This is a genomic window from Paraburkholderia sp. Ac-20342 (assembly GCF_017104985.1).
In the GTDB taxonomy this organism is placed as follows: domain Bacteria; phylum Pseudomonadota; class Gammaproteobacteria; order Burkholderiales; family Burkholderiaceae; genus Paraburkholderia.
On sequence record NZ_JAAGPQ010000028.1, the window covers coordinates 69,002 to 88,489 of the forward strand.

Here is a 19,488-nt window from a genome sequence, read left to right on the forward strand (position 1 = left end):
CCGCTCATCAACGCAGCGCGTCGATCAGCTTCTCCAGCTTCACCGCATCCGCCGCAAACGCGCGGATACCCTCGGCGAGCTTCTCGGTCGCCATCGCATCGTCGTTGACGAGGAAGCGGAACGATTTTTCATCGACCGGCACGCGCTCGATGTCCGCGTCGCCCGACATTTGCGCCGACAGCTTGCGCTCGACCGGGTCGCCGCTCTCCTGCAGCTTTTGCAGCAATTCCGGGCTGATGGTCAGCAGATCGCAGCCGGCCAGTTCGAGAATCTGCGAGGTCGTGCGGAAGCTCGCGCCCATCACCTCGGTCTTGTAGCCGAACTCCTTGTAGTACGCGTAGATGCGGCGCACCGACTTGACGCCCGGATCGTTGGCGCCGCCGTCTTTCGCTTCGTCCCACGCGCTGCCGGCGTTCTTCTTGTACCAGTCGTAGATGCGGCCGACGAACGGCGAAATCAGTTGCGCGCCCGCTTCCGCGCAGGCGGCGGCCTGGGCCAGCGAGAACAGCAGCGTCATGTTGCAGTGGATGCCTTCTTTCTGCAGCACCTCGGCCGCGCGCACGCCTTCCCAGGTGGACGCGAGCTTGATGAGCACGCGCTCGCGGCCGATGCCATGGTCCTTGTACAGCGCGATCAGCTCGCGGCCCTTGGCGATCGAGCCTTCGATGTCGAACGACAGGCGCGCGTCGACTTCGGTCGACACCCGGCCCGGGATGATCTTGAGGATTTCGGTGCCGAACGCGATCAGCAGCTGGTCGATGATCGCGCCGACCGGCTTCGACGCATGCGCCTTGACGGTCTTTTCGAGCAGCGGCCGGTAATCGTCCTTCTGTACGGCCTTCAGAATCAGCGACGGATTGGTGGTCGCGTCCCGCGGCTTGTATTGCGCAAGCTGCTGGAAGTCGCCGGTGTCGGCCACGACGGTGGTGTATTGCTTGAGTTGATCGAGTGCGGTTGTCATGTTCGAGCCTTCTGGGCGCGCGTGCGCCGTGGTTCAGGAGAAATGAGATTGCCGCCGTACCGGCAGGAAGAGCCGGTGCCGGCGGCCGCGGGTCACGCCGCAGCGCGTCCCATGATAGGGCTGGGACGCGCTGCCGGATGCATCTATTCTATGGCGGATCGTCGAGGACGGCATAAACGGCGGGCCTTTGCGATCCGTTCGCGCGCATAGGCCGTGCCTGGGCGCTTCAGGCGCGCCGCGCGTTCAACACCACTTGCGTCACCACGCCTGCGACCAGCCCCCAGAACGCCGAGCCGATCGACAGCAGCGTGAGCCCCGAGGCGGTCACCATGAACGTGACGAGCGCGGCTTCGCGCTGCCTCGCGTCCTGCATCGCGTTGGCGAGGCCGCTCATGATCGAGCCGAACAGCGCGAGCGCCGCGACCGACACGACCAGCGCCTTCGGCAACGCGGCGAACAGCGCGGCGATCGTCGCGCCGAAGATGCCCGCGAGCAGATAGAAAATGCCGCCCCAGACCGCCGCCGTGTAACGCTTGGCGGGATTCTCGTGGGCTTCGGGGCCGGTGCAGATCGCTGCCGTGATCGCCGCGAGATTGATGCCGTGCGAGCCGAACGGCGCGAGTAGTAGCGAGGCGATGCCGGTCGTCGCGATCAGAGGCGCGGACGGCGTCGTGTAGCCGTCCGCGCGCAGCACCGCGATGCCGGGCACGTTCTGCGAGGCCATCGCGACCACGAACAGCGGAATGCCGATGCTCACGCTCGCCGCCACCGAGAGCGCCGGCATCGTGAACACCGGATGCGCGAGCGCGATGTGAAAGTGGCTGAAATCGAGCAGCCCGAGGGCGCCGGCGGCGATCGTGCCGGCCACGAGCGTCGTGACGATCGCGTAACGCGGCGCGAAGCGTTTGACGATCAGGTAGGTGAAGAACATCGTCAGCACGAGCGCGGTCTGGAACTGCGCGGCGCGGAAAATCTCGATGCCGATCTCGAACAGGATGCCCGCGAGCAGCGCCGCCGCGATGCCGGCCGGAATCTTCTTCATGAGCGTGTCGAACCAGCCGGTCAGGCCGACCAGCGTCAACAGCGCCGCGCAGACGATAAAGGCGCCGATCGCCTGCGCGTAGTCGACATTCGGCAGCGACGATATCAGCAGCGCCGCGCCCGGCGTCGACCACGCGATCACGATCGGCGCGCGAAAGCGCAGCGACAGGCCGATCGTGCACAGCGCCATGCCGATCGAGAGCGCCCAGATCCACGAGGAAATCTGCGCGTCGCTCAGATGCGCGGCCCGGCCCGCCTGGAACATCAGCACGAGCGAACTGGTGTAGCCGGTCATCGCCGCGACGAAGCCGGCGACGATCGCGGACAGCGACGTATCGGCGAGCGGATTGAGACGCCCGGGCGGCGTGGTGGCGGGGGACAGCTGGGGTGAAGGAGGCGAACTCATGCGAATACTTTCTTGTTGTCGAAGTTAAAGCGGAGTGATTCTGCTGCGTGGGCGACGTCGGCCACGCGGAGGCGGGTGGCCTGCGCCCAGGGTGTCATTTGCTCAACACGCGCATGGCCGTCTCGAGCCCCGCGAGCGTGAGCGGATACATGCGATGCCCGAGCACCTCGCGGATCGCGCTAACCGACTGCCGGTACGGCCATAGCGCTTCCGGCTCGGGATTGAGCCACGCGAAGTGTGGGAAATGATCGGCGAGGCGGCGCAGCCACACCGCGCCGGCTTCGGCGTTGTTGTACTCGACCGAGCCGCCCGGCTGCAAAACCTCGTACGGGCTCATGGTCGCGTCGCCGACGAAGATCAGCTTGTAGTCGGGCGTGAACTTGTGCAGCACGTCCCACGTCGGCGTGCGCTCGGCATGGCGGCGCCGGTTGTTCTTCCACAGGAAGTCGTACACGCAGTTGTGGAAATAGTAGAACTCGAGGTGCTTGAACTCGGCCTTGGCGGCGGAAAACAGCTCCTCGGTGCGCTTGACGTGGTCGTCCATCGAGCCGCCGACGTCGAGCAGCATCAGCACCTTCACGTTGTTGTGCCGCTCGGGCACCATCTTCAGATCGAGCCAGCCGGCGTTCGCCGCCGTGCTGCGGATCGTGTCGGGCAGATCGAGTTCCTCGGCCGCGCCTTCGCGCGCGAAGCGGCGCAGCCGCCGCAGCGCAACCTTGATGTTGCGCGTGCCGATTTCGACCTGGTCGTCGTAGTCGCGATAGGCGCGTGCTTCCCAGACCTTGACCGCCGTGCGGTTGCAGGCCGCGTCGCCGCCGATGCGCACGCCTTCCGGGTTATAGCCGCCGTTGCCGAACGGCGACGTGCCGCCCGTGCCGATCCATTTGCTGCCGCCTTCGTGGCGCTCCTGCTGCTCGTCGAACAGTTCCTTGAGGCGCTCCATCAGCTTGTCGAGGCCGCCCATCGCCTCGATCTGCGCCTTTTCCTCGGGCGACAGATCGCGTTGCAGCTTCTTCTTGAGCCAGTCGAGCGGAATGTCGAAGGCGAGTTCCGAGGTGGCCGCGACGCCGTTGAAATAGGCGCCGAACGCCTGGTCGAACTTGTCGAAGTACTGTTCGTCCTTCACGAGCGTGATGCGCGCGAGGTAGTAGAACTCGTCGAGCGACGGCGCGATCACGTTGGCCTTCAGCGCTTCGAGCAGCGTCAGGTATTCCTTCACCGAGACCGGCAGCCTGGCGGCGCGCAGCGAGTAGAAGAAGTCGATCAGCATGCTGGGTGTCCTGCGGCGGCGGAAGGTCGGGCGGCGCTGCGGCCGGGCGGGCTCGAAAGGGCCCGGTGGCGATCGGCAGCGCCCACGCGACGCGGGTTAGCGGTTGTTACGGTTCATGAAGAGCAGCCGCTCGAACAGGTTCACGTCCTGCTCGTTCTTCAGCAGCGCGCCATGCAGCGGCGGAATGATCTGCTTCTGGTCGGCCGAACGCAGCGCTTCGGGCGGGATGTCCTCGGCGAGCAGCAGCTTGAGCCAGTCGAGCAGCTCCGAGGTGGACGGTTTCTTCTTGAGCCCCGCGACGTTGCGCAGTTCGAAGAAGCTCTGCAGCGCCGCGGCGAGCAGTTCCTTCTTGATGCCGGGGTAGTGCACCTCGACGATCTGCTGCATCGTCGTCGCGTCCGGAAACCTGATGTAGTGGAAAAAGCAGCGGCGCAGGAACGCGTCGGGCAGCTCCTTCTCGTTATTCGACGTGATGATGACGAGCGGGCGATGCTTCGCGCGTACCAGCTCGTGCGTCTCGTAGACGTAGAACTCCATGCGGTCGAGTTCGCGCAGCAGGTCGTTCGGGAATTCGATGTCGGCCTTGTCGATCTCGTCGATCAGCAGCACGCTCTGCTCGTCGGACTCGAACGCCTGCCACAGCACGCCCTTGACGATGTAGTTGCGGATGTCCTTGACGCGCTCGTCGCCGAGCTGCGAATCGCGCAGGCGCGAGACCGCATCGTATTCGTACAGGCCCTGCTGGGCCTTGGTGGTCGACTTGATGTGCCATTGCAGGAGCGGCATGCCGAGCGCGGCGGCGACTTCCTCGGCGAGCATGGTCTTGCCGGTGCCCGGCTCGCCCTTGATGAGCAGCGGACGCTTGAGCGTCATCGCGGCGTTGACCGCGAGCTTGAGGTCGTCGGTGGCGACGTACTGCGATGAGCCTTCGAAACGCATGGCGAGATGCTCGTGTTCGGGAAAAAACCCAGTATAAGTCAGAAGACCTGTTGCCCTGAAACCGGCTCGCGTAAGGTGTCGGGCGGTATCGGGCCCCGCCGTGTGCCGCGTTGCGCGGGCGCCGCGCCACGCCCGTGCGTGGGCGCGTGCGGACGGCCGTAGAAGCGCCTGCGCGGCATGCTGGACAAGGCGCGCGGGCAGGTGGCGCGGCGCTTCGGCGTCTGTGGACGTTCGGCGCGGCGTCGCGGTACAATGGGCCCGATTTTTTGCCTGCGTGGCTACCCTACAAAAAGAACGGCGCGGGCCGTTGCCTTTCTGGGCGCCCGTTTCCCCTCAAGCCAGGTTACATGCTATGAACAAATTCGTCGGCAAACACGTCGTGATCGCAGCGTTGTCGGTGCTCGCGGGCTATGCGGCCAGCGCGCAGGCAGCGGATGTCGTCGGCAATGCGAAAGCGGGCCAGGACAAGGTCGCGATGTGTATCGGCTGCCACGGTATTCCCGAATACCGCACGGCATATCCGGAAGTGTTCCGCGTGCCGAAGCTGGGCGGCCAGAATCAGGCCTACCTCGAAAACGCGCTGCATGCCTACAAGAAGGGCGACCGCCATTTCGACACGATGCACGCCATCGCGGCCTCGCTGTCGGATCAGGACATTGCCGACATCGCCGCTTACTACGCCGCGCAAACTGCCGCTTCGCAAAACAATCCCGACAAGTGATCGGCGTCGTTAGGCGTAGGTCACCAGCTAATCAAATTCGCGGGATAGGAGATCTCATGATTAAGCCCCAACAGGCACTCCACACGATGTTCAAGGCTGCATGCGCGTCGGCGGCAGTGATCGGTCTGGTTGCAGCGAACGCCGCGCACGCGGCCGACGCGTCCAACGGCAAGGTGCTGGCCGACAGCCACAACTGCGCGGCCTGCCACGGCGTCAACCTGAACAAGCCCGTCAGCCCGGAGTATCCGAAGCTGGCCGGTCAGCATAGCGACTACGTCTACTGGGCGCTGCGTCAGTATCAGATGGGCACCGGCAATCCGCATTTCGGCCGCAACAACGCGATCATGCAGGCGCAGGTGCAAAGCCTGTCGCTCAGCGATATGAAGGACATCGCGGCGTATGTCGAATCGCTTGACGGCGATCTCGTGCAGAAGAAGTAAGCCCGCCTGAAGTCAGGTCGACGTGGGCGCCGGGTGGCCGGCGCTTGCTCCCGCGAGATTCGTCGTGCAATCGTGTGATTGCACGAACGGAGAACGAAAAACACCCCGCCTTGGCGGGGTGTTTTGCTTTGGGGGCCAGGCTTTGGCTGGCTCTCGGGTGCGTACCTGAGGTGTGTTGCGTGTCGATGAACGAGCCCGGGCCGGCGCCTCGCGCGCAGTCATGCTCGGCAGGTGCAACGTGGGCTCAGTCGCGCGTCGCGCGCCGTTCGATCCGTTGCAGATACGCGTCGGTGTCCGGCGGCGTGCCGGTGCGCTGTGCTTCCCAGATGGTCTCGCCGAGGCAGTCCATGATCGCGTGCTGCGCGTCGTGCGTCGAGCCGAGGCGGGCGGCAAGCCGGTCGTGCGCCGCGCGGATGCCGGGCGGCTGGTCGATCGACAGTTGCTCGGAGATCGCCAGATGCATCGACAGATGCAGGAACGGGTTGGTTTGCCCGCGCTCGGGCGAATAGTCCTGCGCCTGGGCGGCGGCGCCGTCGCTCAGATCGGCGTGATATTCCGGATGCTCGACGATCCAGTCGGCGGCGATGGCCTCGAGCGGCGTCAGAATTTCGCCCTGACGCTGCTTGCGCCAGGTATCGGTGAAAAAGAGGCGGACTTCGTCGCGGCTGGGATTGAACATCGTGGAACCGGTGCGTGGGAGTGGGCGCGTCGCGTGCGCGAGCCCGTTATTTTACGCCGGGGGGGCGATGGGGTGCGGGTGGGCGCTGGCGGTGCTTCCGACGGAGCGCGGCCGAGCCGCGTCGCGCGGGCGCCGCACCGTTGTTTGCGCCACGCCGCATCGCCTTTCAAACCGCAAACCGCTCACAGATCGGGCGGCGGCGTCTTTGGGCGGAACTCGCACAGCGGCTCGATCGCGCAATGCCAGCATTCGGGCCGGCGCGCCTTGCACACGTAACGCCCATGCAGGATCAGCCAGTGATGCGCATCCTGCCTGAACTCGGCGGGGGTGAATTTTTCGAGCGCCGTCTCGACCGCGCGCACGTCCTTGCCCGGCGCGAGCCCGGTGCGGTTGGCGACGCGGAAGATGTGCGTATCGACGGCGATGGTCGGATGGCCGAACGCCGTGTTGAGGATCACGTTGGCCGTTTTCCGGCCGACGCCGGGCAGACTTTCGAGCGCCTCGCGATCCTCGGGGACCTCGCCGCCGTACTGGTCGAGCAGGATGCGGCAGGTCGCGATGACGTTCTTCGCCTTCGTGCGATACAGGCCGATCGTCTTGATGTAGTCCGCGACGCCTGCTTCGCCGAGATCGAAGATTTTCTGCGGCGTATTCGCGACCGGAAACATCTTGCGCATCGCCTTGTTGACCGACACGTCCGTTGCTTGCGCGGACAGTAGCACCGCGATCAGCAGTTCGAACGGCGTCGTGTACTCGAGCTCGGTGGTTGGATGCGGATTCAGGCTCTGAAGCGTTTCGTAGATAGCGCGGCGTTTGTTCGCGTTCATGCGGAGCGTGTCGGTGGGTGGGGGGCGGCTCGGCTAACCGGGCGAATGTGCGCGGTTTCGCATGCGCTCAGCGCGGCTCGGACGGTTTGGGCGGCTTGCCGTTCCCGGGCGCCGTGCCGAGGCCGAGACGGTGGCGGCGCGCTTCGGCGGCGTCGATCTGGGCCTGCACGTCGGCGCTGACGTTCTCGGTGTTGAGCGGTCCCTGGCCTGTCGCGGTCATTTCTTCCTTCTTCTTGCGGGCGCGTTCGAGCGCGGCCTGGATGATTGCGCGTTTCTTCGCTTCGGCGTCGGCGGCGGTAGCCGTAACCGGGGCGGCAGGCGCTGCCGCGCCACCCTCGGCTGACGCCGCGGCCGCTACGCTTGCCGGACTCACCGCGGCGCCGGCGCTGCCAGCTCGCCGCGCCGCAGCACGCGCTTCGGCGGCGTCGCGTTCGCGCGCAAGACGCGTTTCGTGGCGGTGATGCCGCTCGCGCGCGGCATCGGCCTGGCCTTGGCTCCACGCATCCCAGCCGGTCGCCTCGCCGGTGACGGGCAGCATCGCGATGCAGTCGACCGGGCAGGGCGGCACGCATAGATCGCAACCGGTGCACAGTTCGGCGACGACCGTGTGCATCTGTTTCGGTGCACCAACTATTGCATCGACTGGACATGCTTGCATGCAAAGCGTGCAGCCGATGCAAACCTGTTCGTCGATAACCGCCAGCGGCCGTGCGCGTTCGACGCCATTGGCGGAATTGAGCGGAAGCACCGGTTTGCCGAGCAGCGCGGCGAGGCGCGCGATGCCTTCGGCGCCGCCGGGCGGGCACTGGTTATAGTGCGCGGCGCCGCTTGCGACGGCTTCGGCATAGGGGCGGCATGCGGGATAACCGCACTTCGTGCATTGCGTTTGGGGCAGCAGATCCTCGATGCGATCCGCGAGTGTTTTGACGTCTGTCACGGTTGCGGCGTGGGGGTTGGGTGTGCGTGCGCACAGCCTGAACTAAATAGCACATTATCGCCGATTTCCCCGATTGCCATTCGCAATCCATGTGCCATAATCGAAGCGCTTTTTCGAAAGACCGCAGAAAAGGGTGTGTTCCCCAACCATAACGCGCCCGCTCAACGCCGCCAGCGCGAAGTCCGAGGAGAGAGGCTGGCAGCGCGATCCGGATAACGCGGCTCACGAAGACGATGCCACCATGAATCAGCCGAAAATCAAAAGAGATCCTGAAGGCACGCGGCGGCGCATTTTGCTTGCGGCAGCCGAAGAGTTTGCAAATGGTGGGCTGTTCGGCGCACGCGTCGACCAGATTGCCCGCCGCGCGGAAACCAATGAACGCATGCTCTATTACTACTTCGGTAGCAAGGAGCAGCTGTTTACCGCGGTACTCGAGCATGCGTTCAGCGCGCTCAACGAAGCGGAGCGCACGCTCGAACTCAACGGCGTCGCACCCGTCGAGGCCGTTACGCGTCTTGCGCATTTCGTTTGGGACTACTATCGCGATCATCCCGAACTGCTGCGTCTCATCAACAACGAGAATCTGCACGAAGCACGCTATATGCAGAAGTCGACGCGCATCCGCGAAATGATCTCGCCGATCGTCGCGACGCTCGGCGGCATTCTCGAACGCGGTCAGCGAGCAGGGCTGTTTCGCACGAACGTCGATCCGCTGCGCTTTTACGTGACGCTTTCGGGCATGGGCTACTACATTGTGTCGAACCGCTTCACGATCGAAGCGACGCTCGGCCGCGATTTCAGCAGCGCCGCCGAACGCAGCGAAGTGATCCAGATGAATACCGAGTTGCTGCTCGCGTACCTGTTGCGCAAGTAGCCGGGTGGGGCGAGGCGATCCGAGGCGGTGCGCGCCGCGAACGGCTATCGCAGCGGAGTTTTGGGCGCTCGCAACCGGCCACGCAAAAAGCGAACAAAAATCAGTATCACGAACCAGGTTGAGAAGCACCGGGTTGAGAAGCCGGCTCAATAGAAAAGCCAACGGCCTCAGTAGAGGCCGTTGGCTTTTTCAATGCTATTGCACGTTTAATGCTTAGGCTTCGACTTTCTCTTTCGTCGTCCTGGTGGTCTTGCTGTTGTGCGCGAGAATGAAGTCGCGCAGTTGCGGATAGATGATCGTGCGCCAGCGGCGTCCCGAGAAAATGCCGTAGTGGCCGCATTTTTCCGCGGTGAAGTGCTGTTTGTGCTTCGCGGGAATGCCCGAGCACAGATCATGCGCGGCGTAGGTCTGTCCGTCGCCGGAAATATCGTCCAGCTCGCCTTCGATCGTAAACAGCGCGGTTGTCTTGATGTCCTGCGGCCGCACGCGTTCGCCGCCGACATCCCACGTGCCCTCGGCAAGACGGAACTCCTGGAACACGACGCGGATCGTGTCGAGGTAATAGTCGGCATCCATGTCGAGCACGGCGTTGTATTCGTCGTAGAAGCGGCGATGCGCTTCGGCGTCGTCTTCGTCGCCGCGCAGCAGGCTCTGGTAGTAGTCCCAGTGCGAGGCCGCGTGGCGCTCCGGATTCATTGCGACGAAACCGGTGTGCTGCAGGAAGCCCGGATACACCTTGCGGCCCACGCCCGGATAATTCGGCGGCACCGTGAAAATCACGTTGTTTTCGAACCACTCGTACGAATGCTGCGTGGCGAGCGAGTTGACCGAGGTCGGGCTCTTGCGCGCGTCGATCGGGCCGCCCATCATCGTCATGGTGCGCGGCGTGTCTTCGCCGCGGCTCGCCAGCAGCGCAATGGCGGCGAGCACCGGCACGGTCGGCTGGCACACGGAGATCACGTGCAGATTCTTCGCGCCGATGTGGCGGATGAATTCCTGGATATACGCGACGTAGTCGTCGAGGCGGAATTGGCCGGCTTCGAGCGGCACCATGCGCGCGTCGATCCAGTCGGTGATGTAGACCTTGTGGTCTTGCAGCAACGTGCGCACGGTGTCGCGCAGCAGCGTGGCGTGGTGTCCCGACAACGGCGCGCAGACCAGCACGGCCGGCTCGTCTTTCAATTGATTGACGGCATCGCTGTCGTCCGCATAGCGCTTGAAGCGCATCAGGCGGCAGAACGGCTTCTCGATGATGGTCTGCTCGACGATCGGGATGTTATGACCGTCTTTGACAATCTGGTGGATGTTGAACTCGGGCTTTTCGTAATCCTTGCCGAGCCGGTACAGCAGTTCGTAACCGGCTGAGAGGCGCGTGGCGCCCGGCACGTAGGCTAAGGGACTGGCAGGATTCGCGAATGATTTCGACGCGGCCTGGGCCCAGGCGGTGAGGGGGCTCAACATCGCCCGCTGGAATTCGTGCAGTTGATAGAGCATGGGTGCTCCGTTTTAGGCGGTTCGCATTGGGCTTCGCAAACACGCGTGAGGCGTTGCGGCGGGCCATTTTGGTTGTGGGCGCATTGTTTTTGGCCGACAGTCGGATCGATGATATCGAACTATGTAAATTTGTGCAACGCAACAATTCGCGCACACACGGTACGCAAACTGTCACTGGATCATGCTAGTGGCGATGCTGCTGCGCCGCTATCAGGGCTTGCCTCACCCTCGAGGGCCATCTCGCGTGCGCCGTTATGCGGCGGCTGGCCGGTCGCCAGGGCCATTTCCTGCTCGTGTTTCATCAGGTTCAGCCCGGTGTGCACGAGCGCTACATGCGAAAACGCCTGGGGGAAATTGCCGACGAGCCGCTTCGCGGCCGGGTCGTATTCCTCGGCGAGCAGACCGACGTCGTTGCACAGCGCGAGCAGGCGCTCGTACATCTCGATCGCTTCGCTCACGCGGCCCTGCAGCGCGAGGTTGTCGACCATCCAGAACGAGCACGCAAGAAAGGTGCCTTCGCCGGGCGGCAGGCCGTCGTCGTATTCGGTGGTGCGGTAGCGCATCACGAAGCCGCCGTGCATCAGGTCCTTCTCGATCGCCTCGACGGTGCCCTTGATGCGCGGATCGCGCGGCGGCAGGAAGGCGACCAGCGGCATCAGCAGCACGCTCGCGTCGAGCTGGTCGCTGCCGTAGTGCTGCACGAACGCATTGCGCTCGGGATTCCAGGCTTTCTCGCAGACTTCCGCGTGAATCTCGTCGCGCGTCGCGCGCCATTCGTCGAGCGGGCCGTCGAGCGCGAACATGTCGGCCGAGCGGATCGCGCGATCGAACGCGACCCACGCCATCACTTTCGAGAACGTGAAGTGCCGGCGTCCGCCGCGCGTTTCCCAGATGCCTTCGTCGGGCTCGCGCCAGATCGTCGCGAGGTGCCCGAGCATCGCGCATTGCACGTTCCAGGCGGTGGCGTCCGCCTGCAGGCCGCCGACGCGCGCGAGATGCAGCGCGTTCATCACTTCGCCGTAGACGTCGAGCTGGCGCTGGCCGACCGCGTTGTTGCCGATGCGCACCGGCTTCGCGCCCTGGTAGCCCGGCAGCCAGTCGATTTCGAATTCGGGCAGGCGCCGCTCGCCGGCGATGCCGTACATGATCTGCAACTGATCCGGCGCGCCTGCCATCACGCGGCCGAGCCAGCTGCGCCACGCGCGCGCTTCGTCGTAGTAGCCGCCGCGCATCATCGCGAGCAGCGTGATGGTCGCGTCGCGCAGCCAGCAGTAGCGGTAGTCCCAGTTGCGCGAGCCGCCGAGCTGCTCCGGCAGCGAGGTCGTGGGCGCGGCGACGATGCCGCCGGTCGGTTCGTAGGCGAGCGCCTTGAGCGTAATCAGCGAGCGGCGGATCGGTTCGGCCCAGCGCCCCTCGACGGTGCCGCGCGCCGACCATTCGAGCCAGTGATTCTCGGTGCGCGCGAGCGCCGTATGCGGGTCGCGCGCCGGCGGAATACGCAGATGCGACGGCGCATAGGCGAGCGAGAACGGCACGCGCTCGCCTTCGGTCACGGTGAATTCGGCGATGGTTTTCATATCCTCGCCGCGCAGCTCGACCGGCGTGCGCAGCACCGCGTTGTCCGGGCCGACGATTGCCTTGATGCCGCTGTCCTGTTCGAGCCGGTCGACCCACGGAATCGAGAAGCCGTAGTCGAAGCGCAGCACGAGCTCCATTTTCATGCGCACGGTGCCGCGCTTGCCGACGACGATGCGGATCATTTCCGACCAGCCGTTGCCGGGCGGCATGAAGTCGATCAGCGTGACGGCGCCCTCGGGCGTTTCGAAGTCGGTTTCGAGGATCAGCGTTTCGCCGCGATAACGGCGCGTGACGGTGGGCGCGGCATCGTTGGCCGACGTGTCGGGCGCGATCAGCCATCGGCCGTTGTCGGGCGTGCCGAGCAGCGCGGCGAAACAGGCGCCGGAGTCGAAGCGCGGCCAGCAGAGCCAGTCGACGGAACCTTCGCGGGAGACGAGCGCGGCCGTGTGGCCGTCGCCGATGAGTGCATAGTCTTCGATGAGTGCGGGCATGTCGGAAAACGTGTCGTGATGGCGGACGGCCGGAAACGGTACTGCGGGTGGGTACCGCGGGTGCCGCGCCTCGAAAGCCGGTTATTACCGGACCTGCATGAACTGGGTTGGTTCATCGCGTGGTGCGGCAAAACGCGATTGGTAAATTGTCAAATCCATGCTTAGAATTGAACCTCATGCCGATGTCCGGTGCATACCGGGCTGCGAATCGGCCTTGCTCATGGCGCATCGAGACGCCGTTTCCGAGGACGAAAGCCATGCTGAACCCGTCGAAATCCGATTGCATCACGATTCTCTCGGCCGCCAGCCAACTTGCCGACGACTCGATGCTGCCACTCGATCATGGCCACCTTGGCCTGAGCCGCAACTGCATGCTCGCGACCGCGGCGTTTCTGGTCGAGCGGGCCTGCTTCCGGCGCTATCAGGAAGACGACGGTCATTATGCCGTTGGCGCCTTGTCGCTGCAGGGGCGTTTGCGTCTCGACCAGCTTTCGAACGGTTGAGCGGCACTGCGTACGCACGCGGTTTGACGCGCCGCTTTATCTGAATCGGGTTCTATCGTTCCGCTCACGACCGACACGGGGTGCGCAAGCGTGGGTGGCGCGCTCGCGTGGTTGCTTTGGGCCGCTTTGCGCGTGTTGCCCGTAGCCGATAGTCCGTGGCATGTACCGCCGGGAGTGCGTGCTTCGTTGCGCGCTATTGCCATTGCCATGTTCATGCTGCGCAGCGACATGCGCGGTAAGCGGCACTGTGCGAGACGCAGTGCGATGCGCGGCGACAGGCTCCGCGGCGTTGTTGCAGCCGCACTTGCGCTACGCCGCCGCAACTTCTCCACCGCGCACTTCGTGGCGCGCGAAGCGTTCCGCTGCCGGACGCAAGCCGCGCTCCCGATCTCGCGTTACGCGCCGCTCACAGGTGCGACGACCCCACGCCGAAGATGCCGATAATGCCGATGATGATCAGATAGAGCGCGACGATGTAGCTCAACAGGCGCGGCATGACCAGAATCAGAATGCCGGCGATCAGCGAAACGAGCGGACCGAGGCTCAGTGTGACGTTCATGAAGACTCCCAGGGTGAGACGCGTGATACGCGATTGGAAATTGAAAAATGTCCCGTGGTGCGGGACGGTGATTGTCGGCGAAAATGGCTTCGCATGAGTTTGTCTTTACCTGGGATCGGTCTCGCTCAGGTCTCCCCCCGGTCTTGCCTAGGCCGCATGGCTGGCTGTATTCGCTGCATGATCCGACCGGACGCTCTTATACTGGCTTTGGCAAGAACAACGCAGAACGACGCTCGACCCCGCGCGCGGCAGACGGGGCAGACCAGACACCGCGATTACTGCTATCACCGTTCTTACCCGCCGACCGATGTCGAGGAGGTTCCATGCTTCGCCGTTGCCGTGCCGCCGCGCGTAGTGTCATACGCCGCGTGATGCCTCGTGTTTGCGCTTCAGCCTGTGCTCCCGCTCCGGCCGTCCCCCCTCGCGCGGACCGCGCCGCCAAGGCGGCTTCATGGCGTGCAACGTGGCCCGTGCCACGCCACGCCGCCCGTTCGATGATAAAAGGTTTCGTGCTTATGGTCTCGATTGCTGCTTCGCCAGCGTACGCGCAAGATTCCGGCCCGGTCCCCGCCGACGGCGTCTACAATCTGCTGGTCGGCACTTATACCGGCGGCAAAAGCGAGGGCATCTACGTCTATCGTTTCGACACGAAGACGGGCGCGGCGACCCAGGTGTCGGTCGCGAAGACGGTCAATCCGTCGTTCCTCGTCGTGAGCCGCGACCGCCGCTTCGTCTACGCGGTCAACGAACTGCCCGGCGATAACGGTCCAGCCACCCAGCGCGGTGGCATCAGCGCATTCGGCTTCGATGCCGCGCGCGGGCAACTGAGGTTTCTCAACAAGGTGTCCTCGGATGGCAACGATCCGTGCTACCTGAGCTTTTCGCCCGACCAGAAGTTTCTGCTGACCGCGAACTACTCGGTCGCGCCCGACCCGGGCGGCAGCTTCGCGGTGTTTCCGTTGCAGTCCGACGGCCAGGTCGGTGCGTCGGTGCAGACCGTGCACCACGAGGGCGGCGGACCGGTGAAAGGGCGGCAGGACGACTCGCACGTGCATTCGACCGTGTTCTCGCCGGACGGCCGCTTCATGTTTGCGCAGGACCTCGGCGCCGACAAGCTGTACGCGTACCGCTACACGCCGCAGGGCAGCCCCGGCCCGTTCGCGCCGGCCGACTGGAGCTACGCGCAGCAGAAGGCCGGCACGGGCCCGCGCCATCTGGTGTTCGGCGCGGACGGCAAGCATGTGTATCTGACGAGCGAACTGGCCGGCACGGTCAGCACGTTCGACTATCGCGACGGCCGGCTCGCGCTCGCGCAGACACTCTCGCTGAGCCAGCCCGGCTTCAAGGGCGCGGTGGGCGCCGCGGCGATCCATCTGTCGCCGGACGGGCGCTTCGTCTATGCATCGAATCGCGGCGACGCGAACGAGATCGTGATCTTCGCCGTCGATCCGGCCAACGGGCATCTGAAGCCGATCGGCCATCAGTCGAGCCTCGGCAAATCGCCGCGCGAGTTCGCGATCGATCCGAGCGGCAACTGGCTGATCGTCGGCAATCAGTTGAGCGATACCGTGTACGTGTTCAGGCGCGATCCCCGGACCGGTTTGCTCGATCCGACGCCGAAGCAGCATTTCGAGCTGGGTTCGCCGGTGGATTTCAAGTTCGCGTCGCCGTCGTGATGAGGGATGCACGCGCGTGATTCGACGGAGCGCGTGCAATAAGAAAACGGACCGCTCACAAGCCCTGTGAGACGGTCCGTTTTTTTATTGTTCAGCCGACTTTTCCTGGTCTTCCTGGGTCGCAGCATGGCTGCGAATCGCAGGCCGATCGCTCGCTGTCCGGTTTCATGCTGCGATCCGTTCTGCCGATGCCGCCGGGCGTTACTCCGCCGGCCCCGGCGCCAGCACTTCGCGGCTGCCGTTAATGCTCATCGCCGATACGAGCCCCGCCGTTTCCATCTGCTCGACGAGCCGCGCCGCGCGGTTGTAGCCGATGCGCAATTGCCGCTGCACCGACGAGATCGACGCGCGCCGCGTGCGCACGACGAACGCGACCGCTTCGTCGTAGAGCGGATCGGCTTCCGCATCCGGCGTTTCGCCGAACAGGTCCTGGGCCGCGCCGCCGTCGGCGGCGGGGCCGTCGAGAATGCCTTCCTCGTACTGCGGCTCGCCGAACTGCTTCAGATACTCGACGATCGCATGCACTTCCTCGTCGGCGACGAACGCGCCGTGCACGCGCTGCGGGTAGCCGGTGCCCGGCGGCAGGAACAGCATGTCGCCCTGGCCGAGCAGCGACTCGGCGCCCATCTGGTCGAGAATCGTGCGCGAGTCGATCTTCGACGACACCTGGAACGCGACGCGCGTCGGAATGTTCGCCTTGATGAGGCCGGTGATGACGTCGACCGAGGGCCGCTGCGTCGCCAGAATCAGGTGGATGCCGGCCGCGCGCGCCTTCTGCGCGAGCCGCGCGATCAGCTCCTCGATCTTCTTGCCGGCGACCATCATCAGGTCGGCGAGTTCGTCGATTACGACGACGATCAGCGGCAGCGGCGCGAGCGGCTCGGGCGCGTCGGGCGTCAGCGAGAACGGGTTGCCGAGCTTCTTGCCCTTGGCTTCGGTGTCGCGGATCTTCTGGTTGAAGCCCGCGAGGTTGCGCACGCCGACCGCCGACATCAGCCGGTAGCGCTTCTCCATTTCGCCGACGCACCAGTTCAGCGCATTGGCCGCGAGCTTCATGTCGGTGACGACCGGCGCGAGCAGGTGCGGAATGCCTTCGTAGACCGACAGCTCCAGCATCTTCGGATCGATCATGATGAGGCGCACTTCCTCGGGCGTCGCCTTGAACAGCAGCGAGCAGATCATCGCGTTGATCGCGACCGACTTGCCCGAACCGGTCGTGCCCGCGACCAGCATATGCGGCGCCTTGGCGAGATCGGCGACGACCGGGTGGCCAGTGATGTCCTTGCCCATCGCGAGCGTCAGTTGCGAATGCGAATTCTGGTAGACGCTCGCTTCGAGGATTTCCGAGAGGCGGATCGTCTGTCGCTTCGCGTTCGGCAGTTCGAGGCCCATGCAGGTCTTGCCGGGGATCGTCTCGACCACGCGGATCGACGTGAGGCCGAGACCGCGCGAGAGGTCCTTCATGAGACCGACGATCTGGCTGCCGCGCACGCCGAGCGCCGGCTCGATCTCGAAGCGCGTGATGACCGGCCCCGCCGATGCGCCGACCACGGTCACGGGCACCTTGAATTCCTGCAGGCGCTGCTCGATCAGCTGGCCGGTCTCGCGGAGCTTTTCGTCCGAGATCGGTTCGACGCCGGCGTCCGCGCGCGCGAGCAGATCGAGCGGCGGCAGTTCGACTATCGACGCGGCCGGTGCGTGGAATTCGAAGCCGTTGACCGGAGCGTGGCCGCGCAGCGGCGGGCGCTGGGCGGTGGCCTCGGCGGGGGCGGCTGCGCTGTCTGCGCTGTTTGCGCCGTTTGCCGTGGGGGGCGTGTCGGCGATCGGCGAGGCGGGTGCAGGCGTCGGGCCTGATGCGGTGGATGGTGAGTTCGCCGCGAATGCGCCGGGTGCGGCGGGTGTTGTGGCCGTTGCCGGTGCGGCAGGTGTCGCGGTGGGAACGGTGGTTCCGGCAACCTGCGTGGGTAGCGCGGTGGCGAGTGCGTCTGGCGTAGCCGGCGCGATGGGCGCCAACGACGATGTGACCGGCGTTGGCGTTGGCGTCGGCGCGGTCAGCGTGCTCGGCTCGACTGCGGACGAGGCCGGTACGGTTGGCCCGAACGACGGTACGGGAGTGGCCGGTGCCGCTGCGGGTGTTGTGGCGATCGGCGGGACAGTGGCCGGGGTGTTGCCGGTGGCGCTTCCATGCGCGCCGAGCGACGGCCCGACGCTGGGTGCCGTCGCGCCGAAACCCGGGAAGCGCACGACGTTCGAAGCGACGCTTTGCGCCGGGGTGGGTGTGGCGGGGAGCGCTGCGTGGGTTGCCGTTGCCGCTGTCGCGGTCGCCGTGTGCGTTACGTCAGGCGTCGGCGGTGTGCTCGCGGGTTCGGTCGCCGTGGGCAGGGCAGGGGAGCGTGCGGCCATCGTCGAGGACGATGTTGCAGGTTCGCTTGCCTGCGCGCCCGTACCCATAGTCGCGCTTGCAACGGGAGACGACAGCGTGGCGGGAGAAGACTGCGCAACCGCACCGGGCGATGCGACCGCCCCGGATTGCGACGCATCGGGTTGCGACGAACCCGACGGCGACACGGGGCGTTGAGCCGCCACGGCCCCGAGCTTGCTCTCCCAAGGCACGAGCGTTTTGTCGACCACGATTTCGGCGGCGGGAGCCGCCGGCTGCGTCGGTGCCCCGGTTGCGGTGGTGGCTGAATCGACGGTTGGCGCGGGTTCTTCCTTTCGCGGCGCTGGGGCGACTGTGCTCGCGGCGGCGACTACGGTCTGCGCAGCGGCGAGAGATTCCGCGCTAGGTCCGCTGACCGGTTTGATCGTTGCATCGGCTGGTGCCGTGTGACTGCTGTCCCGCGTCGCCGAGTGTGTCGCATCGTTAGCGACGGGCGCTGCGTCTTCCTGTGAGGCATTGCCCTCCAGCTGTGCAGCAAAACGCTGAAACGATGTCGACGCGCCGCCGATTGACGCCGGATATTGCGGCGCGGACGAGAGCGGTGGCGTTTCGATCGGCGCCGACTCGCGAGGCGCGGATTCGGCGCGAACAGCCGCAGCGGACATAGCCACGACAGGCGCGGCTTGGACAGCCGCGGACTCCACCAAAGCCGCCGCCGATACCGCCGACGCATGCACCGCCTCTCCACTCGTCGCGCTTGCGTTTTGCACGGCCGCCGGAGTTTCGGTCGTGTTGGCGTCGGCCACCGACTCGGCAGTCTCCATGACCTGTGACGCAACGGCTCCCGGCGCCGGAGTTTCGGTCGTGTTGGCGTCGGCCACCGGCTCGGCAGTCTCCATGACCTGTGACGCAACGGCTCCCGGCACATGAATAACTGGCGGCTCGGTCGGCCATTGCGCGACAGGCGCGTTGCTGTCCTCGACGGGTGCATCGGAAGCGGCTATCGCCGTTTCCTCAGCCACGGCAGCAGCGGCTGGCAATGCAACCGGCGCTGTTTCGACCGACGGCTCGGCCGGCGTTACCGCCGGTGCACGCCCGACCACCGGCTCCGCAGATGCCTGCGCGACAGACCCGGCCGAAACCGCCTGGACCGGATCGCTACCCGGCGCCTCGCTGGCCGGCCTGGGCGCCTCGACCGGCATCGCCGCCTGCGCGACATCGCCAGGCTTGACGCCATCCACGCCACGGCTGCGCGCGAGGCTCACGCCGGCCATATCGGTCCAGCGCGCGGTGTTTTCCGCGATGCTGCGCAGTGTTTCCTCGACGCTCGCGGGCTCGGCAACGTTCTGCGAGTTCGTCGCCGAGTGCGCGAAACCCGGCGCGGGCCTGCGCGTATCGGACGGCGGCGTGACGCCGCCGGCGTGCGCCGCGTTTGAGAGCGGCTGACGCGATGTCGTTGTCCGGTTGAACGAACCCGCCGCATCCGCCGCACGTTGCAGCGACGCCGCGCGGCTGCCGCGCGTCGAAGCATGGATCGATTCCCCCGCCATGCCGCCGCCCGGCGCAGAGCGTACCGCCATCGCCTGCGCGGCTCTGGCCGACACGCCGGATGCGGCGGCGGCCGTTGCCGCCAAAGCCGCACTGGAGCCGATCGGGCGCTGCTCGCCGGAGGCGCGCCGGCCAACCTGCAACGCTGCGTCGCGAGCCACGGC

General features: G+C 65.6%; 16 protein-coding genes. 5 read left to right on the plus strand and 11 right to left on the minus strand.

Annotation, left to right across the window (positions count from 1 at the left end; all coding sequences use genetic code 11):
* Window positions 1-7: 7 nt before the first annotated feature.
* The 4 genes from tal to G3N58_RS14080 all read right to left on the minus strand — a co-directional run bounded on the left by tal (window position 8) and on the right by G3N58_RS14080 (window position 4,617).
* Window positions 8-961 (minus strand): transaldolase, encoded by a 954-nt coding sequence (tal, locus tag G3N58_RS14065; protein ID WP_205999431.1) that lies wholly within the window; start codon window positions 959-961, stop codon window positions 8-10.
* Window positions 962-1,187: 226 nt separating this feature from the next.
* Window positions 1,188-2,408, minus strand: coding sequence for a benzoate/H(+) symporter BenE family transporter (locus G3N58_RS14070; RefSeq protein WP_241017107.1), 1,221 nt, complete (start codon window positions 2,406-2,408; stop codon window positions 1,188-1,190).
* A 94-nt stretch (window positions 2,409-2,502) separates the two neighbouring features.
* Window positions 2,503-3,678 carry a VWA domain-containing protein gene (locus G3N58_RS14075; RefSeq protein WP_205999432.1) on the minus strand — a complete coding sequence of 392 codons (1,176 nt, stop codon included), beginning with the start codon at window positions 3,676-3,678 and terminating at the stop codon, window positions 2,503-2,505.
* 96 nt (window positions 3,679-3,774) lie between these two features.
* Window positions 3,775-4,617, minus strand: a complete 843-nt coding sequence (locus tag G3N58_RS14080) for a MoxR family ATPase (protein WP_167049970.1) — start codon at window positions 4,615-4,617, stop codon at window positions 3,775-3,777.
* 352 nt (window positions 4,618-4,969) lie between these two features.
* Between G3N58_RS14080 and G3N58_RS14085 the strand changes: the two genes are divergently transcribed.
* Both G3N58_RS14085 and G3N58_RS14090 read left to right on the plus strand, forming a co-directional pair.
* The gene (locus G3N58_RS14085) at window positions 4,970-5,338 is read left to right on the plus strand and encodes a c-type cytochrome (protein ID WP_167049968.1); all 369 of its coding nucleotides are present in this window, start codon (window positions 4,970-4,972) and stop codon (window positions 5,336-5,338) included.
* Window positions 5,339-5,424: 86 nt separating this feature from the next.
* Complete coding sequence (locus G3N58_RS14090; protein ID WP_241017111.1) at window positions 5,425-5,778, plus strand: c-type cytochrome; 354 nt, start codon at window positions 5,425-5,427, stop codon at window positions 5,776-5,778.
* A 244-nt stretch (window positions 5,779-6,022) separates the two neighbouring features.
* Here the strand turns inward: G3N58_RS14090 and G3N58_RS14095 are convergent, their stop codons facing one another.
* The 3 genes from G3N58_RS14095 to rsxB all read right to left on the minus strand — a co-directional run bounded on the left by G3N58_RS14095 (window position 6,023) and on the right by rsxB (window position 8,221).
* Window positions 6,023-6,457, minus strand: coding sequence for a DUF1841 family protein (locus G3N58_RS14095; RefSeq protein WP_167049964.1), 435 nt, complete (start codon window positions 6,455-6,457; stop codon window positions 6,023-6,025).
* A 182-nt stretch (window positions 6,458-6,639) separates the two neighbouring features.
* On the minus strand, window positions 6,640-7,284 hold the full coding sequence (nth, locus tag G3N58_RS14100; RefSeq protein ID WP_167049962.1) for an endonuclease III: 645 nt from the start codon (window positions 7,282-7,284) through the stop codon (window positions 6,640-6,642).
* 67 nt (window positions 7,285-7,351) lie between these two features.
* Window positions 7,352-8,221, minus strand: coding sequence for an electron transport complex subunit RsxB (rsxB, locus tag G3N58_RS14105; protein WP_167049960.1), 870 nt, complete (start codon window positions 8,219-8,221; stop codon window positions 7,352-7,354).
* 241 nt (window positions 8,222-8,462) lie between these two features.
* On the opposite strand from rsxB, the gene G3N58_RS14110 reads away from it, so the two are divergent.
* Window positions 8,463-9,095, plus strand: a complete 633-nt coding sequence (locus G3N58_RS14110; RefSeq protein WP_167049958.1) for a TetR/AcrR family transcriptional regulator — start codon at window positions 8,463-8,465, stop codon at window positions 9,093-9,095.
* A 213-nt stretch (window positions 9,096-9,308) separates the two neighbouring features.
* Here G3N58_RS14110 and phaZ read toward each other — a convergent pair whose 3' ends face one another.
* The gene (phaZ, locus tag G3N58_RS14115; protein WP_167283851.1) at window positions 9,309-10,589 is read right to left on the minus strand and encodes a polyhydroxyalkanoate depolymerase; all 1,281 of its coding nucleotides are present in this window, start codon (window positions 10,587-10,589) and stop codon (window positions 9,309-9,311) included.
* A gap of 179 nt (window positions 10,590-10,768) precedes the next feature.
* On the minus strand, window positions 10,769-12,658 hold the full coding sequence (locus G3N58_RS14120; protein ID WP_205999434.1) for a glycoside hydrolase family 15 protein: 1,890 nt from the start codon (window positions 12,656-12,658) through the stop codon (window positions 10,769-10,771).
* Window positions 12,659-12,915: 257 nt separating this feature from the next.
* Between G3N58_RS14120 and G3N58_RS14125 the strand changes: the two genes are divergently transcribed.
* Window positions 12,916-13,161: a hypothetical protein gene (locus tag G3N58_RS14125; RefSeq protein ID WP_167049952.1), complete on the plus strand. Its 246-nt coding sequence runs from the start codon at window positions 12,916-12,918 to the stop codon at window positions 13,159-13,161.
* A 406-nt stretch (window positions 13,162-13,567) separates the two neighbouring features.
* On the opposite strand, the gene G3N58_RS14130 is transcribed toward G3N58_RS14125, so the two are convergent.
* The gene (locus G3N58_RS14130; protein WP_167049950.1) at window positions 13,568-13,720 is read right to left on the minus strand and encodes a DUF3096 domain-containing protein; all 153 of its coding nucleotides are present in this window, start codon (window positions 13,718-13,720) and stop codon (window positions 13,568-13,570) included.
* A gap of 494 nt (window positions 13,721-14,214) precedes the next feature.
* Between G3N58_RS14130 and G3N58_RS14135 the strand changes: the two genes are divergently transcribed.
* Entirely contained in the window at window positions 14,215-15,396 is a 1,182-nt protein-coding gene (locus G3N58_RS14135; protein WP_241017108.1) for a lactonase family protein, read from the plus strand.
* 201 nt (window positions 15,397-15,597) lie between these two features.
* Here G3N58_RS14135 and G3N58_RS14140 read toward each other — a convergent pair.
* A partial coding sequence (locus G3N58_RS14140) for a DNA translocase FtsK (RefSeq protein WP_241017109.1) occupies window positions 15,598-19,488 on the minus strand: 3,891 nt, incomplete at its 5' end.

What these genes read in the sequence shown, in the direction of transcription:
- G3N58_RS14085 (WP_167049968.1), top strand. Translation starts at nt 4,970, where the DNA reads ATGAACAAATTCGTCGGCAAACACGTCGTGATCGCAGCGTTGTCGGTG.
- nth (WP_167049962.1), bottom strand. Translation starts at nt 7,284, where the DNA reads ATGAACGCGAACAAACGCCGCGCTATCTACGAAACGCTTCAGAGCCTG.
- G3N58_RS14080 (WP_167049970.1), bottom strand. Translation starts at nt 4,617, where the DNA reads ATGCGTTTCGAAGGCTCATCGCAGTACGTCGCCACCGACGACCTCAAG.
- phaZ (WP_167283851.1), bottom strand. Translation starts at nt 10,589, where the DNA reads ATGCTCTATCAACTGCACGAATTCCAGCGGGCGATGTTGAGCCCCCTC.
- tal (WP_205999431.1), bottom strand. Translation starts at nt 961, where the DNA reads ATGACAACCGCACTCGATCAACTCAAGCAATACACCACCGTCGTGGCC.
- G3N58_RS14070 (WP_241017107.1), bottom strand. Translation starts at nt 2,408, where the DNA reads ATGAGTTCGCCTCCTTCACCCCAGCTGTCCCCCGCCACCACGCCGCCC.
- G3N58_RS14125 (WP_167049952.1), top strand. Translation starts at nt 12,916, where the DNA reads ATGCTGAACCCGTCGAAATCCGATTGCATCACGATTCTCTCGGCCGCC.
- G3N58_RS14110 (WP_167049958.1), top strand. Translation starts at nt 8,463, where the DNA reads ATGAATCAGCCGAAAATCAAAAGAGATCCTGAAGGCACGCGGCGGCGC.
- G3N58_RS14090 (WP_241017111.1), top strand. Translation starts at nt 5,425, where the DNA reads ATGTTCAAGGCTGCATGCGCGTCGGCGGCAGTGATCGGTCTGGTTGCA.
- G3N58_RS14095 (WP_167049964.1), bottom strand. Translation starts at nt 6,457, where the DNA reads ATGTTCAATCCCAGCCGCGACGAAGTCCGCCTCTTTTTCACCGATACC.
- G3N58_RS14135 (WP_241017108.1), top strand. Translation starts at nt 14,215, where the DNA reads ATGATAAAAGGTTTCGTGCTTATGGTCTCGATTGCTGCTTCGCCAGCG.
- G3N58_RS14120 (WP_205999434.1), bottom strand. Translation starts at nt 12,658, where the DNA reads ATGCCCGCACTCATCGAAGACTATGCACTCATCGGCGACGGCCACACG.
- G3N58_RS14075 (WP_205999432.1), bottom strand. Translation starts at nt 3,678, where the DNA reads ATGCTGATCGACTTCTTCTACTCGCTGCGCGCCGCCAGGCTGCCGGTC.
- G3N58_RS14130 (WP_167049950.1), bottom strand. Translation starts at nt 13,720, where the DNA reads ATGAACGTCACACTGAGCCTCGGTCCGCTCGTTTCGCTGATCGCCGGC.